The 15,334-nt window shown below is 66.4% G+C and carries 17 protein-coding genes; 5 read left to right on the forward strand and 12 right to left on the reverse strand.

Annotated elements, in window-relative coordinates; all coding sequences use genetic code 11:
* Positions 1-31: 31 nt before the first annotated feature.
* Positions 32-964 carry a 4-hydroxybenzoate octaprenyltransferase gene (gene ubiA / locus S2M10_RS19840; RefSeq protein ID WP_168847595.1) on the reverse strand — a complete coding sequence of 311 codons (933 nt, stop codon included), beginning with the start codon at positions 962-964 and terminating at the stop codon, positions 32-34.
* Positions 965-1,078: 114 nt separating this feature from the next.
* Here ubiA and S2M10_RS19845 point away from each other — a divergent pair, with 114 nt between their 5' ends.
* A complete protein-coding gene (locus S2M10_RS19845) occupies positions 1,079-1,801 on the forward strand; it encodes an EF-hand domain-containing protein (RefSeq protein ID WP_168847596.1) in 723 nt (240 codons plus the stop codon).
* Positions 1,802-1,835: 34 nt separating this feature from the next.
* Here the strand turns inward: S2M10_RS19845 and S2M10_RS19850 are convergent, their stop codons facing one another.
* Positions 1,836-2,402, reverse strand: coding sequence for a carboxymuconolactone decarboxylase family protein (locus S2M10_RS19850; RefSeq protein WP_168847597.1), 567 nt, complete (start codon positions 2,400-2,402; stop codon positions 1,836-1,838).
* Between the two features lie 198 nt (positions 2,403-2,600).
* On the opposite strand from S2M10_RS19850, the gene S2M10_RS22470 reads away from it, so the two are divergent.
* On the forward strand, positions 2,601-2,912 hold the full coding sequence (locus tag S2M10_RS22470) for a hypothetical protein (protein WP_211091151.1): 312 nt from the start codon (positions 2,601-2,603) through the stop codon (positions 2,910-2,912).
* Positions 2,913-2,966: 54 nt separating this feature from the next.
* Here S2M10_RS22470 and S2M10_RS19855 read toward each other — a convergent pair whose 3' ends face one another.
* The 7 genes from S2M10_RS19855 to S2M10_RS19885 all read right to left on the reverse strand — a co-directional run bounded on the left by S2M10_RS19855 (position 2,967) and on the right by S2M10_RS19885 (position 7,909).
* Positions 2,967-3,590, reverse strand: a complete 624-nt coding sequence (locus S2M10_RS19855; protein ID WP_168847598.1) for a MarC family protein — start codon at positions 3,588-3,590, stop codon at positions 2,967-2,969.
* Positions 3,587-4,462 (reverse strand): bifunctional methylenetetrahydrofolate dehydrogenase/methenyltetrahydrofolate cyclohydrolase FolD, encoded by an 876-nt coding sequence (gene folD, locus S2M10_RS19860; protein ID WP_168847599.1) that lies wholly within the window; start codon positions 4,460-4,462, stop codon positions 3,587-3,589. The genes S2M10_RS19855 and folD overlap by 4 nt, the downstream gene beginning before the upstream one ends.
* Positions 4,452-4,760 carry a DUF167 domain-containing protein gene (locus S2M10_RS19865; protein WP_168847600.1) on the reverse strand — a complete coding sequence of 103 codons (309 nt, stop codon included), beginning with the start codon at positions 4,758-4,760 and terminating at the stop codon, positions 4,452-4,454. The genes folD and S2M10_RS19865 overlap by 11 nt, the downstream gene beginning before the upstream one ends.
* A 3-nt stretch (positions 4,761-4,763) precedes the next feature.
* Entirely contained in the window at positions 4,764-5,060 is a 297-nt protein-coding gene (locus S2M10_RS19870) for a YggT family protein (protein WP_211091171.1), read from the reverse strand.
* 75 nt (positions 5,061-5,135) lie between these two features.
* Positions 5,136-6,035 (reverse strand): acetylglutamate kinase, encoded by a 900-nt coding sequence (gene argB / locus S2M10_RS19875; RefSeq protein ID WP_121073451.1) that lies wholly within the window; start codon positions 6,033-6,035, stop codon positions 5,136-5,138.
* A 20-nt stretch (positions 6,036-6,055) separates the two neighbouring features.
* Positions 6,056-6,703, reverse strand: coding sequence for a queuosine precursor transporter (locus S2M10_RS19880; protein ID WP_168847601.1), 648 nt, complete (start codon positions 6,701-6,703; stop codon positions 6,056-6,058).
* A 78-nt stretch (positions 6,704-6,781) separates the two neighbouring features.
* Positions 6,782-7,909, reverse strand: coding sequence for a glycoside hydrolase family 43 protein (locus S2M10_RS19885; protein WP_168847602.1), 1,128 nt, complete (start codon positions 7,907-7,909; stop codon positions 6,782-6,784).
* Positions 7,910-8,096: 187 nt separating this feature from the next.
* On the opposite strand from S2M10_RS19885, the gene S2M10_RS19890 reads away from it, so the two are divergent.
* The 3 genes from S2M10_RS19890 to S2M10_RS19900 all read left to right on the forward strand — a co-directional run bounded on the left by S2M10_RS19890 (position 8,097) and on the right by S2M10_RS19900 (position 13,515).
* Positions 8,097-10,931, forward strand: a complete 2,835-nt coding sequence (locus S2M10_RS19890; RefSeq protein ID WP_168847603.1) for a pitrilysin family protein — start codon at positions 8,097-8,099, stop codon at positions 10,929-10,931.
* Between the two features lie 22 nt (positions 10,932-10,953).
* Positions 10,954-11,253: a hypothetical protein gene (locus S2M10_RS19895; protein WP_168847604.1), complete on the forward strand. Its 300-nt coding sequence runs from the start codon at positions 10,954-10,956 to the stop codon at positions 11,251-11,253.
* A 198-nt stretch (positions 11,254-11,451) separates the two neighbouring features.
* Complete coding sequence (locus tag S2M10_RS19900) at positions 11,452-13,515, forward strand: S9 family peptidase (protein ID WP_168847605.1); 2,064 nt, start codon at positions 11,452-11,454, stop codon at positions 13,513-13,515.
* A 76-nt stretch (positions 13,516-13,591) separates the two neighbouring features.
* On the opposite strand, the gene S2M10_RS19905 is transcribed toward S2M10_RS19900, so the two are convergent.
* From S2M10_RS19905 to S2M10_RS19915, 3 genes are all read right to left on the reverse strand, one after another.
* Positions 13,592-13,990, reverse strand: coding sequence for a hypothetical protein (locus tag S2M10_RS19905; RefSeq protein WP_168847606.1), 399 nt, complete (start codon positions 13,988-13,990; stop codon positions 13,592-13,594).
* Positions 13,983-15,107: a hypothetical protein gene (locus S2M10_RS19910; RefSeq protein WP_168847607.1), complete on the reverse strand. Its 1,125-nt coding sequence runs from the start codon at positions 15,105-15,107 to the stop codon at positions 13,983-13,985. The genes S2M10_RS19905 and S2M10_RS19910 overlap by 8 nt, the downstream gene beginning before the upstream one ends.
* A gap of 90 nt (positions 15,108-15,197) precedes the next feature.
* The coding region (locus tag S2M10_RS19915; RefSeq protein ID WP_168847608.1) for a short-chain fatty acyl-CoA regulator family protein at positions 15,198-15,334 on the reverse strand (137 nt) is incomplete at its 5' end.

The raw sequence follows: 15,334 nt of genomic DNA on the forward strand, positions 1-15,334 counted from the left end.
AGCCGCGACTTAGGGGCGCGGGGGCACAAAATCAAAGTCCGGACAAACCCACGACGGCGCAGGCGGCCAGCATCAGGAAGCCGGCATCGCGATTGGCGCGGAAGCGGCGGAGCGCGTTGGTGCCGTCGGCCGGGCGCAGCGTCACGAGCTGCCAGGCGAAATGCGCCGCCACCGGCAGCAGCGCGAGCAGCGCCAGCGGGTCCGGCCGCACGGCCCACAGCGCCGCCGCCCACAGCGCCACCGCGCCGACATAGAGCAGCCCCACGCCGCCACGGACATGCGCCCCCATCCGCCGCGCCGAGGAGCGGACGCCGACGATCGCGTCGTCCTCCAGGTCCTGCAGCGCGTAGATGGTGTCATAGCCGATCACCCACAGGATGGTGCCGGCATAGAGCCACCACTGCGCGCCGATCCGGCTGGCGAACGCGCCCGCCGGATCCCCCGCGACGAACCCCACCACCGCGCCCGATCCGAACACGATGCCGAGGAACGCCTGCGGCCACCAGGTGATGCGCTTCATGAACGGATAGGCGGCGACCACCGGCAGCGTCGCCAGCGACCAGAGCTTGGCGGGAAGGGGGATCGCCAGCCATACGCCGAAGCCGATCGCCAGCAGCACGGCCAGCCAGGTCCAGGCCGCGCGCACCGAGACCGCGCCGCTCGGCAGCGGGCGGCTGCGGGTGCGCTCCACCTGCGCGTCGAGGTCGCGGTCGACGATGTCGTTATAGACGCAGCCCGCTCCGCGCATCGCGACCGCGCCGAGCAGCATCGCCGCGATCCGCCACCATGCGCCATCGGGCAGGCCGGAGAGCAACGCACCCCAGGCGCAGGGCAGGAACAGCAGCCACCAGCCGATCGGCCGGTCGAGCCGGGCGAGCAGCGCATAGGGCCGCCAGCCGCGCGGCAGCAGGCCGATAAGGCCGCGATGTTCGGTATCGGGGGTGATGGGGTTGGCGCCGGTCATGCGCCGCCTGCTGCCACAAGCGCGGCCCTGCCCCCAAGCCGAAATTTTCGGGCACATTTTTGCGACAATCGCACGCTAGCGGGACGAATCGGTTTTCGGGTGGAGGGTTCAAGGATGCGGATGCTGGGGATCGCCGGGCTGTTGCTGGTGCTGGCAAGCGGCGCGCAGGCGCAGGACGGGCCGCCGCCGCCGGGCGGGCCCGAGGGGCCGGGCGGCCGGCCGCGCGGGCTGTTCGTCAGCCCGATGGGCGAGCCTTTCCGCGGACAGGCAGACGGCAAGGCACCGCAGGACGCCTGGTTCGACGGCGCCGATGCCAACCATGACGGCGCGCTGACGCTCGACGAGCTTCGCGACGATGCGATGCGCTGGTTCAAGATCCTCGATCGCAGGGGTGACGGCGAGATCGACCCGGCCGACATCGAGCGGTACGAGACGGTGCTCGCGCCCGAGGCGCGCGGCGGCGGCTTCGACATGGGCGGTCCGACCATGGGCGACGACGGCCAGGCCAAGGCCGCCGAAATCGGCTCCACCCGCGTGATGAGCGGCCTCGCCCGCTTCAACTATCTCGGCAGCCCCGAGCCGGTGACGGCGGCGGATGCGAGCCTCAACGGCGGCGTGTCGCCGATCGAGTTCATGGGCGCCGCCAAGCGCCGCTTCGACCTGCTCGACACCAACCATGACGGCAAGATCACCAAGGCCGAACTGCCCGAGCTGCGCACCGGCCCGATGAAGCGTCGCGGCGGCCGTGGCGGCGGCGAGGGCGGCGGCCGTCGCGGCGGCGGTGGCCATCGCGGCGGCTATATGGGCGGGTCGATGGGCGGCAGCACGGGGGGCTGAGCCCCCCGTGCACAGCGGGCTGCGCCGCCCGGCCTCACTCCCGCTCGGGCACCGGCACGTTGAAGCCGTTGAGCGTCACCGAGACGAGGCTGTATAGCCCGACCAGATAGATCAGCTCGTTCGCGCCGTGCTGGCCGAAGGTCTCGACCGCCAGCTGGTAGCACGGCTCGGGCAGCACCCCGCCCTTGACCAGCGCATAGGCGACGTCGAACGCGACATTTTCCTGATCGTTGAGGTCGCCGGGCTTGAGCCCCGCGCAGATCGCCGAGATCCGCGCCGGCGCCATCTTCTCCTGCTCGGCCACCGCTACATGCGCGTAAATCTCGTACGCCGCATCGAAATGTGCGCCGGTGACGAGGATCGCGATTTGCCGCGCCGGATCGGGCAGCGTCGCCTCCATCGACATCGCCTTGGTCAGTTCCCAGATCGCCCCGCCGATCCGGGGCTCGTGCAGCCAGGGGTTCCACGGCCCCATCAGGCTGCCGTCCGCGCCCACCGCGACGAAGGCGTTGAAGTTGGACGAGATGCCGCGCTGCATATCGGCATAGAGCGGCTTCTGATCGTCGGAGAGCTGGTCGGGCTTCAGGAGAGGCAGGCGCATGGTCGTGCAGTCCTTCGCGGGGCGCGGCGGAGATGCCGCGCTGCACAAACCCTACAGCGTGCGGATGGCTCCGGCGATCCTACGCGGGGATGGAAGGGGGTCTTGGACCATCCACCGCCGCTCACGGACAAGTGCGTTCAAGGGCCGGAGTTGGTGGTAAGCGGACACCTCCTCACTCGATATGCTACATGGTGCAGCATGTTCATCGTACGCTACAGAGCAGCCGTTTCTCGGAACCACGTTCATCTCACGAACATGACGACAGGGGCGACGGTTACCAGAACAAGCGCCTGCTCGTTCTCGTCTGAGAGCCGCCTGATCGCTGATCCCAAAGGCGCCGCCACCTTTATCGGTGAGTTAATCCGGGAGCTGGAAGGGCGCAGGCGCTGGTTCCGCTTCTTGCCTATTGTCGATGTTACGTTGGCTGGCGGACTAACAACACCAGAAGACCGAGGTGCAGTGCGACGGATTTTTGTCGAGCATGGCTTTGTCCGGGTGAGAGTAAGCTGAAGAGGTAATGTCCGCAATTGGGACGCAAGCCGCCACAATGCGCAGGCCTCCAGCCTACCCCGCCGCCAGCGCCGCGCGAATCCCGTCGATCACGAACTGCACCGCCAGCGCCGCAAGCAGCACGCCGAGCAGCCGCGAGACCACCGCCTCGATCTTCGCTCCGACGATCCGCATGATCGGCCCCGCCGCGAGCAGCGCCAGCACGCACAGCAGCAGCACCGCCAGCATCGCCGAGAGCACGACGAGCGACTGCTCGATCCCCTTGCTCTGCGCCATCAGCAGCATAACCGAGGCGATCGAGCCCGGCCCGGCGATCATCGGCATCGCCATCGGGAAGATCGAGATGTCGACCGGATCCTCGGCCTTCACCTTTTCGGCGCGGTCCTCGCGGCGTTCGGTGCGCTTCTCGAACACCATCTCCAGCGCAATCAGGAACAGCATGATGCCGCCGGCGATGCGGAAGGCGTTGAGGCTGATCCCCAGCGCGCGCAGCAGCGGCTCGCCGAACAGCGCGAAGCCGAGCAGGATGATCGCCGCGACCATCCCCGCGCGCACCGCCATCGCGCGGCGATGCACCGCGTCGGTCCCCGCCGTCAGCCCCGCGAAGATCGGCGCGCAGCCGGGCGGGTCGATGATGACGAAGAAGGTGACGAAGGATGAGACGAACAGCTCGATCAAATCGCGTCTGCCTCGAGCGGTACCCCCGCATTGCGGTGCGCGGCGACCAAGGTGTTGCGCAGCAGGCAGGCGATCGTCATCGGCCCGACGCCGCCCGGCACCGGGGTGATCGCGCCCGCGACGCTCGCCGCGCCGTCGAAGTCGACATCGCCGACCAGGCCGTCGTCGGTACGGTTGATGCCGACATCGATCACCGTCGCGCCGGGCTTGAGCCACTCGCCCTTGACGAAGTGGGGGATGCCCACGGCGGCCACGACGATGTCGGCGTGGCGGAGATAATGCGGCAGGTTGCGGGTGCGCGAATGGACGATCGTGACGGTCGCGCTCGCCTTGGTGAGCAAAGCCGCCATCGGCTTGCCGACGATGTTCGAGCGGCCGATCACCACTGCGTCGAGCCCGGACAGGCTGCCCAGCTTGTCCTGCAGCAGCATCAGGCAGCCGAGCGGGGTGCAGGGCACGAAGCCCTCCAGACCCGTGGCGAGGCGACCGGCGTTCACCGGGTGGAAGCCGTCGACATCCTTCTCGGGCGAGATGCGCAGCAGCACTGCCTGCTCGTCGATATGCTTGGGCAGCGGCAGCTGGACGAGGATGCCGTCGACGCTCGCATCGGCATTGAGCTGGTCGACCAGCGCGAGCAGATCGGCCTGGCTGGTGTCGGCGGGCAGCTTGTGCTCGAGGCTCGCCATCCCGGCCTCGCGAGTCTGCTTGCCCTTGGAGCGGACATAGACGGCGGAAGCGGGGTCCTCGCCCACCAGCACCACCGCCAGGCCAGGCACGCGCCCCGCCGCCGCTTCGAATGCAGGAACCAGGGTCGCGATGCGGGCGCGCAGGCCCGCGGCAAATGCCTTGCCGTCGATGATCTCAGCCGTCATGCGCCTCGCCATAGAGGCTGCGGGCGATTTGTTCCAGCGCCGCACCGTCCCCGGCGATCGAAAGTCGCTTGAGCCGCGAGGTCTCGCCCGCGATCAGCGTCACGTCGCGCCTTGGAACCCCGAACGCCTTGGCGACCAGCGGCACCAGCGCGGCATTGGCGGCGCCCTCTACCGGCGGTGCGGCGAGACGGACGGCGAAATGCTCCTCGGTGCCCGGCCCCAGCGCGTCGCGCGACGCCCGGGGCGTCACGCGCACGGCGATCTCCAGTCCCGTGGCGCTAGGCCGCCAGGCCGGCACGGCTCAGAGCGCGGCGCCGGCGATCATCATCGCGATCCGTGGGATCACGATGTTCTGCAGGATGTAGAGGATCAGCAGCACGACCAGCGGCGAGATGTCGAGCGCGCCGAAATCGGGCAGGATGCGCCGGATCGGGCGGTAGAGCGGCTCGGTCATCCGCTGCAGCGCGGTCCACACCGCGCGAACGAAATCGCTGTGCGTGTTGATGACGTTGAACGCGATCAGCCACGAGAGGACCGCCTGGATCACGATGATCCACCAGACGATGTTGAGCACCACCTGCACGATCTGCAGCAGCATCAGGCCAATCTGGGTCAATTCACTCTCCGCGACACCGTTTCAGGTGCGATATAGGATGAAACACGCGCCGCACAATCAGGCGTGGACGAGCGTGCCGACGCCCTGGCGGGTAAATATCTCGAGCAGCATGCCGTGCGGGATGCGCCCGTCGAGGATCACCGCCGCGTCGACACCCGCCGCCACCGCGTTGACGCAGGTCTCCACCTTGGGGATCATGCCGCCCGAGATCGTGCCGTCGTCCTTCAGCGCCTGCACCCGCGCAGCGTCGAGATCGGTGAGCAGGTCGCCGGTCTTGCTGAGCACGCCCGGCACGTCGGTGAGCAGGAAGAAGCGCTTGGCGCCGCATGCGCCGGCGATCGCACCGGCCATGGTATCGGCGTTGATGTTGTAGGTGTGGCCGTCGGCACCCAGCGCGATCGGCGACACCACGGGGATGAAGCCCGAGGCCGCGAGCGACTGGAGGATCGAGATGTCCACCGCCACCGGCTCGCCGACAAAGCCCAGGTCGACATGCCGCTCGATGCCCTGCAGCGGATCGGCCTCGCTGCGCTGCACCTTCTCGGCGCGGACGAGGCCCGCGTCCTTGCCGGAGATGCCCACCGCCTTGCCGCCGGCCGCCGCGATCCAGGCGACGATTTCCTTGTTGATCGATCCGGCCAGGACCATCTCGGCAATCTCGGCGGTCGCCTTGTCGGTGACGCGCAGGCCGCCGACGAAGGTCGATTCGACGCCCAGCCGCTTGAGCATCCGGCCGATCTGCGGGCCGCCGCCATGGACGACGATCGGGTTGATCCCCACCGCCTTCAGCAGCACCACGTCCTCGGCGAAGTCGCGCGCCAGCTCAGGGTCGCCCATGGCGTGGCCGCCATATTTCACGACGAAGGTGGCGCCGGCATAGCGCTGCAGATAGGGCAGCGCCTCGGTAAGGGTTTCGGCCTTGGCGAGCAGCGCCGGATGGGGTGCGTGGTCGGTCATGCGCGGCCCTTTAGAGCCGCTCAGGCCCTACGTCCATCGAGAGCACGCCCCAGCGCCACCGCGCCGGTGATCAGGAACGGCACGAGCACGATCGACAGCACCACCTTGGTGAGCATCTGCCCGCCCATCAGTTCCAGGATCGGCCGCGTGCCGAGGAAGGAGATGGTGATGAACAGCACGGTATCGACGATCTGCGACACCACGCTGGCGACCATGCCGCGGAACCACACGAGGCCGCCCGGCCCTTCCCGCCCGCGCAGCTTGTTGAAGATGAACACGTTGAGCGTCTGCGAGGTGCCATAGGAGATGAACCCGGCGAGCATCATCCGCATCCCCTGCCCGACGACGATCGGGAAGGCGGCGACCGCGGGCGGGTACATGCCCGCATCGGCCGGCAGCACCAGCACCAGCTGGATCAGCGCGGCGGACATCAGCAGCGGCACGAAGCCCAGCCGCACCAGCCCGGTGGCGATCGCCTGGCCGTGCAGCTCGGCCACGGCGCTCGACAGCACGACGAGCAGCAGGAAGGCGAAGATCCCCGCCTCCACCGCCAGCGGTCCGAGCGCCACCTGCTTCACCCCCAGCACGCCCGCCATGCAGACCATGCCGCCATAGAGGATAGCATAGACGAACAGCGAACGGGGGATGGCGAGCTTCTGGGTATCCATCGCCGGGTGCTAGCGCCAAAGCGTGCGCGGTGGAAGATGCCGCGCGGTCGCGGCTGTCCCGGCCACCGCGCGGCCCTGTCAGTCCCGGAACGGCTTCAGCGTTTCGATCGTCCCGTCCGGGCGGAAGGTCAGTTCGGTGATCTTGGCCGAGCGAAGGTGATTCTTATTGGTCAGCTGGGTATCGTGATACGCCAGATACCATTTGCCCTGGAACTCGAACACCGAGCCATGGCTGGTCCATCCCTGCACCGGCTCGAGGATACGGCCGGTATATTTGAACGGCCCATAAGGGCTGCTGCCGACCGCATAGGCAAGGAAGTGCGTATCCCCGGTCGAGTACATGTAATAATATTTGCCGCCGCGCTTGAACGTCCACGCCGCCTCGAAGAAGCGGCGGTCATGGTCGCCGCCGAGGATCGGCTTGCCCTTCTCGTCGAGGATCACCGCGTCCCGCAGCGGCTCGGCCAGGCTCTTCATGTCGGGCGCCAGGCGCGCGACCTTGCCGGTGAGGGCGGGCTGGTCGTCCTTCTTGAGGTCGGTATCGCCGGCATTGGGGTCGTATTTGCCCGTGGCCCAGCGCTGGAGCTGACCGCCCCAGATGCCGCCCAGATAGAGATAGCTCTGGCCGTCGTCGTCGGTGAACACCGCCGGGTCCATCGAGTAGGTGCCCTGCATCGGCTGCGGCTCGGCCTTGAACGGGCCGACCGGCGAGTTCGACGTGGCGACGCCGATCCGGAACACGCCCTGCTTATCCTTGGCGGGGAAATAGAGATAATAGGTGCCGTTCTTGAACGCCGCATCGGGCGCCCAGGCCTTTTCGGAGGCCCAGGGGACCTGCTTCAGGTCGAGCGCGACCGGGTGCACCGTCACCGGGCCGCCGGGGCGCTCCATGCTCAGCACCTGATAGTCGTGCATCGCGTACTGGCTGCCGAGATCGTCGTCGGGGATGCCCATGTCGACGTCATGGCTGGGATAGATGTAGATCTTGCCGTCGAACACGTGCGCGGAGGGATCGGCGAAATACAGATCCTTCACCAGCGGCTGGGCGAGATAGCGCTTGCCGTCCGGGCTGCGCGCCTCGTCCGATGCGTTGGCCGGGGCGGCGGTGTTCGACGCGGCATCGTTCTGCGCGGGGTCGCCGGTCGAGCAGCCGGCCAGGAGCGCAATGGCGGCCGCAGCCGACGAAAATTTCAGCGAAAGACGCAACGGCCCATCCTCTCTTCATGGTCTGGTGCAGCTGGTGCTGCTTTCCGATAGCGCTACCATCCGGCCATCGCCCGGGGCAAGCGCTTTGGAGGCTGCACCGCCGCCGCGCTTTTCGATCGCGCTGCTTGCCGGGCGGCCTCGCGCGGTTATGGTGCCACCTGTCACTTCCCCGGGGGATCCCGCTTCGATGCCGTCCTTTCGTCTTTTCTGCACCACCGCCCTGATCGCACTCGCCGCACCCGCCCTGCCCGCGATGGCGCAGCCGGCACCGGCGGCCACCGCGCCCGCCCCGCTCGCGACGCTCGTCGATCAGGTGAAGCTCCCCTACGAACAATTCACCCTCGCCAACGGCCTGCGCGTCATTGTCCATACCGATCGCAAGGCGCCCGTCGTCGCCCTCTCGGTGTGGTATGATGTCGGCTCGAAGCACGAGCCCGCCGGCAAGACCGGCTTCGCGCATCTGTTCGAGCATCTGATGTTCAACGGCTCGCAGAACGCCCCCGGTGATTTCTTCGAGCCCTTGAAGCAGGTCGGCGCCACCGATCTCAACGGCACCACCTACTACGACCGCACCAATTATTACGAGACCGTGCCCCGCCCGGCGCTGGAGCGCGCATTGTTCCTCGAGAGCGACCGGATGGGCTGGCTCACCCCCGCCATCACCCAGGCCGTGCTCGACGAGCAGCGCGGCGTCGTCCAGAACGAGAAGCGCCAGGGCGACAACCAGCCCTATGGTCTGGTCGAATATGCGCTGGTCGAGGGCCTGTTCGGCGACGGTCCCTATGGTCATTCGGTGATCGGGTCGATGGCCGATCTGGACCGCGCGAGCGTCGACGACGTCAAGGGCTGGTTCCGCGACCATTACGGCCCGAACAACGCCGTCCTCTCGCTCGCCGGCGACATCGACGTCGCCGAGGCGCGCCCGCTGGTGGAGAAATATTTCGGCCGCATTGCGCGCGGGCCGCAGAGCTTGCTGCCCAAGGTGACCATCCCGACGCTGCCCGCGCCGAAGACGGTGGTGCTCAAGGACCGCGTTCCCGCGATCCAGATCACCCGCAACTGGGCGATCCCCGGCCTCAACGATCCCGATGCGGCCGCGATCGACGTGTTCGGCCAGGTGCTGGGCGGGCTCGCCAGCTCGCGCCTCGCCAATGCGCTGGTCCGCGAGGAGAAGCTGGCGGTGAGCGCCTATGCCTATGCCGAGACCTTCTCGCAGGCGGGCACCTTCACCATCGGCGTGACGCTGCAGCCCGGCGTCGACCCGGCGAAGGTCGACAAGCGGATCGACGCGATCCTCGCCGATCTCATCGCCAAGGGCCCGACGGCGGATGAGGTGCAGCGCGTCGCCACCACCAACGTCTCCGCGACGATCAAGGGCCTGCAATCGACCCGCGCCCAGGCCGCGGCGCTGGCGGAGGGACTGCTCTATTCGAACGATCCCGGCTTCTTCCGCAAGCGGCTGGAGGAAGTGGCGCGGATGACCCCGGCCAAGGCGCGCGCGGCCGCCGCCAAGTGGCTCACCCGCCCCGCCTTCACCATTCGCGTCGAGCCGGGCGAGCGCGCGGCCTATCAGGAAGCCGCCGCCGTCGCCCCCGCCAAGCCCGCCGCAGAGCAAGCGATCCCCAAGGGCGATCGCGGCCCCCTGCCCGAGGTCGGCCCGATCCGCGACATCCGCTTCCCCACCGTCGAGCGCACCCGCCTGGCGAACGGTATCGAGCTGATCTACGCCCAGCAGACCGCGGTGCCGGTGACGCGCATGGTGCTCAGCTTCGATGCCGGCGTCACCGCCGATCCGGACGCGCGGCCCGGCACGCAGAACCTCACGCTGTCGCTGCTGGACGAGGGCACCACCAGCCGCAACTCGATCGCCATTGCCGAGGCCAAGGAGCGGCTGGGTGCCGAGATCGACGGCGGCAGCTCGGCCGATCGCACCTATCTCAGCCTGGGCGTGCCCAGCGCCAATCTCGGCGGCGGGACGGAGCTGTTCGCCGACATCGTCCGCCACCCGGCCTTCGCGCCCGCGGAAGTCGAGCGGCTGCGCGCCACCACGCTTACCGCGATCCAGTTCGAGCTGAGCAGCCCGGGCGGGCTCGCCAATCGCGCGCTGCCGGGACTGCTCTACGGCCCGGCCAATCCGTACGCCAAGCTCGCCAACGGCTCGGGCGATCCCGCCGTGGTCGCCAAGCTGTCGCGCGACGAACTGATCGCCTTCCACCGCGCCTGGATCCGGCCGGACAAGGCCAAGATCTTCGTCGTCAGCGACCTGCCGCTGGCGCAGGTCAAGGCGGCGCTCGACGCGCGCTTCGGCGACTGGAAGGGCGAGGGCACGGGCGGCGTGAAGGCGTTCACCGCCAGGCCGCAACAGGCGAGCGCCCGCATCCTGCTGGTCGATCGGCCCAATTCGCCCCAGTCGCTGATCGTCGCCGGGCAGATGACCCCGCTCGATCCCGCAAGCGACCTGCTCGTCGCGGTTACCGCCAACCAGGTGCTGGGCGGCGGCTTCCTCTCGCGGATCAACATGGACCTGCGCGAGGCACGGCACTGGTCCTATGGCGCCGGCGGCGGGTTCAACTGGCTCGAGCATGCCGTGCCCTATGCGGTGAGCGCGCCGGTTCAGGCCGATCGTACGGGGGACTCGATCCGGGCGATCCGCGACGATGTGCGCGGCTTCCTCACCACCAGCGGCGTCACCCCGGTGGAACTCGCCCGCGAGATCGCCGGCAGCACCCGCGAGCTCGCCGGCCGATTCGAAACCGCCAATGCCGTGCTCGGCGCAATGCAGCAGAACGACATCCGCCACCGCCCGGACGATTATTACGACAGCATCGCGCAAAAATATCGCAGCATGACGGCTGCCCAGCTTGACGCTGCGGCACGCGGGGCACTCGATGCCGATCGCTTCGTTTGGGTGGTGGTGGGCGACGCCGCCAAGGTCCGCCCGCAGCTTGACAGCCTCGGCCTGCCTGTCGAGGTGATCAGCGCAGCGTCGCTGGCGGGGAAGGCCCCGCCGGCAACCAAGTAATCACGCAAAGGAGAGTCCCAAGATGGCAAATGTGGATGGCAGCTGGAACACCGTGACCAAGTCGCCGCTGGGCGACCAGGAAGCGACGCTCAACGTCGCGAGCAACGGTGATACGTTCACCGGCAGCTTCAACGGCGCGATGGGCCAGACCGAGATCAAGGACGGCAAGGTCAATGGCGACACGCTCAGCTGGTCGCTCGACATCTCGGTGCCGATGCCGATGACGCTCACCTGCGAAGCGACCGTCAACGGCGATAGCCTCGACGGCACCGTCACCGCGGGCGCGTTCGGCAGCTTCCCGATCACGGGCACGCGGGCGTAAGCCTCTGAAATCCTCCCCTGCAAGGGGAGGTGGCGCGCGCAGCGCGACGGAGGGGTGTAACCGCTGGGGGCGCAGCCTGCCTTCCCAACGTCGACACCCCTCCACCACCGCCTTCGGCGGCGGTCCCCCCCCCCTCCGGGGGAGGATCTTGAGGGGCTTTGGACTTGCCCCCGCCCCGTGACTTCCTACAACATGGGCATGAGCGAAACCCCCACGCCGCCCGTCGCCGCGACCCGCCCGCACAGCGTCACCCACCACGGCATCACGATCGAAGATCCCTGGGCCTGGATCCGCGATCCCGGCTATCCCGACGTCACCGACAGGCAAGTGCTCGCCTATCTCGAGGCCGAGAACGCCTATTTCGACGCGATCATGGCGCCCCACAAGCCGCTCGCCGAGACGCTGTTCCAGGAGATGCGCGGCCGCATCAAGGAAGACGAGGCCAGCGTTCCCCAGAAGGACGGCGACTGGCTCTACTGGACCGACCACGAGGTCGGCGCCGAATATGCCCGCTGGTGGCGCAAGCCCGTCGCCGGCGGCGAGGACGTGCTGATCCTCGACGAGACCCCGCTCGCCGCCGGCAAGGAATATTTCCGCCTGGGCGAAATCTCGGTCAGCCCCGACGGCCGGCTGCTCGCCTATGCCTATGACGACAACGGCTCGGAGCGGTTCGAAGTCCGCGTGAAGGACCTCGCCACCGGCGAACTCCTCCCCGACACCATCTCGGGCATGCTCTCCGAGATCGTCTGGACGTCGGACTCTAAGGGCTTCCTCTACGGCCTCGCCAACGAGAACTGGCGCACCGACAATGCCCGCTGGCACAAGCTGGGCGAGCCGGTCGAGGCCGACGTCGAGCTGTTCCGCGAAAAGGACGAAGGCTACCGCGTCGCCGTCGGCGAGACCTCGTCGCGCAAATGGCTGACCATCGCCACCGGCGACCATGTCACCAGCGAAGTCTGGCTGCTCCCCGCCGACAACCCCGCCGCCACCCCCATCTGCGTCGCCCCGCGCCAGCCCGGCCGCGAATATGACGTGGACGAGCATGACGGCACGCTGTTCATCCACACCAACGACACCGACACCAACTGGCGCCTCGTCACCGCCCCCATCTCGGCACCCGGCGAATGGACCGAGCGCATCGCCCCCTCGCGCCATTTCTACATGACCGGCGTCACCTGCTTCGCCGATTTCTTCATCGTCGAGGGCCGCGAGGACGGGCTCGATCAGATCGAGCTGCACCGCTACGATCCCGCCATCCCCTCGGTGCGCCTGACCTTCCCCGAGGCGAGCTATGTCGCGGGCCTGGGCGACAACCCCGAATATGCCGTCACCAAGCTGCGGCTCGGCTATGAATCGATGGTCACCCCCGGCACCGTCCAGGATTACGATGTCGCCACGGGCGCGCTGGAGACGCTCAAGGTCCAGGAGATCCCCAGCGGCTATGACGGCAGCAAATACCGCACCGAGCGCCTCACCATCACCGCGCGCGACGGCACCGCCGTCCCCGTCTCGATCGTCTACCCGCAGGACTTCCCGCGCGACGGCACCGGCAAGCTCTATCTCTATGCCTACGGCGCCTATGGCCACGCCATCCCGCCGGGCTTCTCGACCAGCCGCATGTCGTTCCTCGATCGCGGCATGGCCTTCGCCATCGCCCATATCCGCGGCGGCGACGATCTCGGCCAGCACTGGTATCACGAGGGCAAGCTGGAGAAGCGCACCAACACCTTCCACGATTTCGTCGACGTGGCGAAGGGGTTGATCGCGCTCGGCTATACCGCGCCGGGCCAGATCGCCATCGCCGGCCGATCGGCGGGCGGCGAGCTGATGGGCGCGGTGGTCAATTCGGACCCCGAACTGTGGGGCGCGGTGATCGCCGACGTGCCGTTCGTCGACGTGCTCAACACCATGCTCGACGAGAGCCTGCCGCTCACCCCCGGCGAGTGGCCCGAATGGGGCAACCCGATCGAGGACAAGGCGGCGTTCGAGCTGATCCGCAGCTACAGCCCGTACGACAATGTGTGCGCGCAGGCCTATCCGCCGATGCTGATCTCGGGCGGCCTCAACGACCCGCGCGTGACCTATTGGGAGCCCGCCAAATGGGCCGCCCGCCTGCGCGCGACCAAGACCGACGACAATATCCTGCTGCTCAAGACCAATATGGGCGCCGGCCATGGCGGCAAGTCCGGGCGGTGGGAGAGCCTGCGCGAGTACGCCGACGAGATGGCGTTCGTGCTTGGGCAGTTGGGGGTGGAGGGGTGAGGGGCAGCTCACTGCCCCTCTGGAAAGCTGTTGAGGACAGGAGAATAGCTCACCACTCAATGGCGCATTGCTAAAATCAGGGGTGCAATTGCCCTCGAGCGATTGCCTTGCGCTTCAATCGCTTAGATATGTTCTTTTGAGCACGATCGTCATACTTGGTGTAATCGGCCAGCGCATGCGCGGGGTTTGCAGGCTCGCTGTCGGAGGCGGAGATGGGGTCCTCCTTGCAGGGAATTTCCTCATCTCCAAATTCTCCCACCGAAATTCCAAATACGGCAGCAGACTGGAGACCTCGGCTCACGTATAGCGCGTGGGAAGCCCCCGCAGTTGTCAGGGCACTACGATCTACCGACATCATTCCTGCATCATTCGGCTGCGGCTTGAAGCGGTCGCTTGCAGGCTCGCCGTTCTGCATAAAATTTGGGTGGATGTGCCGGAAAAGCACCTCACTTTGATCAGAAAGCGGATTACCCATCTGCACTTACCCGCGAGTCAAACTCCACGAGCAAAGCATCGAGGTTCGTGAATTTTAGTGGCTCCATTTCCGAATCACCACTTACTTGAATTCCGTACATCTCGATACCGCCATCCACGGTGAACTCCAACGAGTAGTCCCACCCGTTGATTTCAAAATCTATCAAGACCGCACCCGCCTCGGTTGGGTAGATACGATATACAGAACAGTACTGCGGACGAGCTTGAAGGAAGCTGCGAGTTAGAGCCAGCGAAGCGTCTACGATTCTATTGCCATTGCCGTCATGCCAGCCGTTGGCAAGTGCTCCTATCTCGGCAACTCTTTGTGAGCATTTTACAAAAGCAGCCCTAACTTCATCAAAGACCACCTGCACATCGAACACATCGGCTACACCGCGGAACCGATCTTGACTATCAAGCTCGACGAGCAACTCGAACTGAACATCATTGTTCAGCTCGTTCGCAAACTCTTCGTATATTTGTAAAGGGTCGACAGGAATAGAAATGTTACCGTACGCCACGGTTCTGACGACAATCGTCCCTTGGTATTCACTCGGAACATAAGTCCCTATCAGCTCACCAGCCCCTTCTACGCGAGTGAGATAGGTCTCCCTAGCGCCCGTAATCAGCTGCTTTCTGCGCACGGCGTCCAAATGCACGACGCCCATCGATTTCCGAGAAGCAAGCTCAATAGTCTCATTATCACGTAGGCCAGCGCCAAATCTATTGAGCGCTCGTATTTTTTCCGCATTCAATGCCGTTACCCGACCTGATTGACCATCAATCAGCGAGACCACATCTTCATACGCAACTTCTACGATTTCCTCGATTTCATCAGCAAAGCCTGGCAGGTTTACCTGCGCGCTGTTGCGATTCCACTCCAACTTCGGAATGGCACTGCCATCCTCAATCGTGATCAAATCAAAAGACAGGCTCTTGTCGAAACCTTTTGGCACTCGCGCCCTATCTGAATGGCGTCGGCGCCACTCGTCTTTGGCGTATGATACAAGAAGATCACGGAATGCCGGAAGATCAGACAGGACCTCGACTGGCAGCCGGGCATTACGGAAACGGGTTCCGATGTAATGCAGACTGAAAATCGTATGCTGTTCTGGCATTTCGCTCCTCGTCGATGACGCAATAATGAGATCACAGCCCTAAGCCAAGTTCGATTATATCGACGCCCGATCTCGAACTCGCTAACGCCCTCAATCCCCCGCAAACCCAAACGCCGTAACCCCGCGCTCCCGCTCGCTGCCCGCCGCAGCCCGCCCCGCAGGCGCCGCCGAGCGCTGCGAACACGCCACCCGCGTACACGCCCGGCACCCCAGCCCGATCGGCGCAG

Source organism: Sphingomonas sp. S2M10, from assembly GCF_012650175.1.
GTDB lineage: Bacteria > Pseudomonadota > Alphaproteobacteria > Sphingomonadales > Sphingomonadaceae > Sphingomonas.

Bases quoted from the DNA above. Each gene is read 5' to 3' on its own strand.
- ubiA (WP_168847595.1), bottom strand. From the start codon at position 964: ATGACCGGCGCCAACCCCATCACCCCCGATACCGAACATCGCGGCCTT.
- S2M10_RS19880 (WP_168847601.1), bottom strand. From the start codon at position 6,703: ATGGATACCCAGAAGCTCGCCATCCCCCGTTCGCTGTTCGTCTATGCT.
- S2M10_RS19850 (WP_168847597.1), bottom strand. From the start codon at position 2,402: ATGCGCCTGCCTCTCCTGAAGCCCGACCAGCTCTCCGACGATCAGAAG.
- S2M10_RS19890 (WP_168847603.1), top strand. From the start codon at position 8,097: ATGCCGTCCTTTCGTCTTTTCTGCACCACCGCCCTGATCGCACTCGCC.
- S2M10_RS19895 (WP_168847604.1), top strand. From the start codon at position 10,954: ATGGCAAATGTGGATGGCAGCTGGAACACCGTGACCAAGTCGCCGCTG.
- folD (WP_168847599.1), bottom strand. From the start codon at position 4,462: ATGACGGCTGAGATCATCGACGGCAAGGCATTTGCCGCGGGCCTGCGC.
- S2M10_RS19905 (WP_168847606.1), bottom strand. From the start codon at position 13,990: ATGGGTAATCCGCTTTCTGATCAAAGTGAGGTGCTTTTCCGGCACATC.
- S2M10_RS19845 (WP_168847596.1), top strand. From the start codon at position 1,079: ATGCGGATGCTGGGGATCGCCGGGCTGTTGCTGGTGCTGGCAAGCGGC.
- argB (WP_121073451.1), bottom strand. From the start codon at position 6,035: ATGACCGACCACGCACCCCATCCGGCGCTGCTCGCCAAGGCCGAAACC.
- S2M10_RS19900 (WP_168847605.1), top strand. From the start codon at position 11,452: ATGAGCGAAACCCCCACGCCGCCCGTCGCCGCGACCCGCCCGCACAGC.
- S2M10_RS19910 (WP_168847607.1), bottom strand. From the start codon at position 15,107: ATGCCAGAACAGCATACGATTTTCAGTCTGCATTACATCGGAACCCGT.
- S2M10_RS22470 (WP_211091151.1), top strand. From the start codon at position 2,601: ATGTTCATCGTACGCTACAGAGCAGCCGTTTCTCGGAACCACGTTCAT.
- S2M10_RS19870 (WP_211091171.1), bottom strand. From the start codon at position 5,060: ATGCTGCTGCAGATCGTGCAGGTGGTGCTCAACATCGTCTGGTGGATC.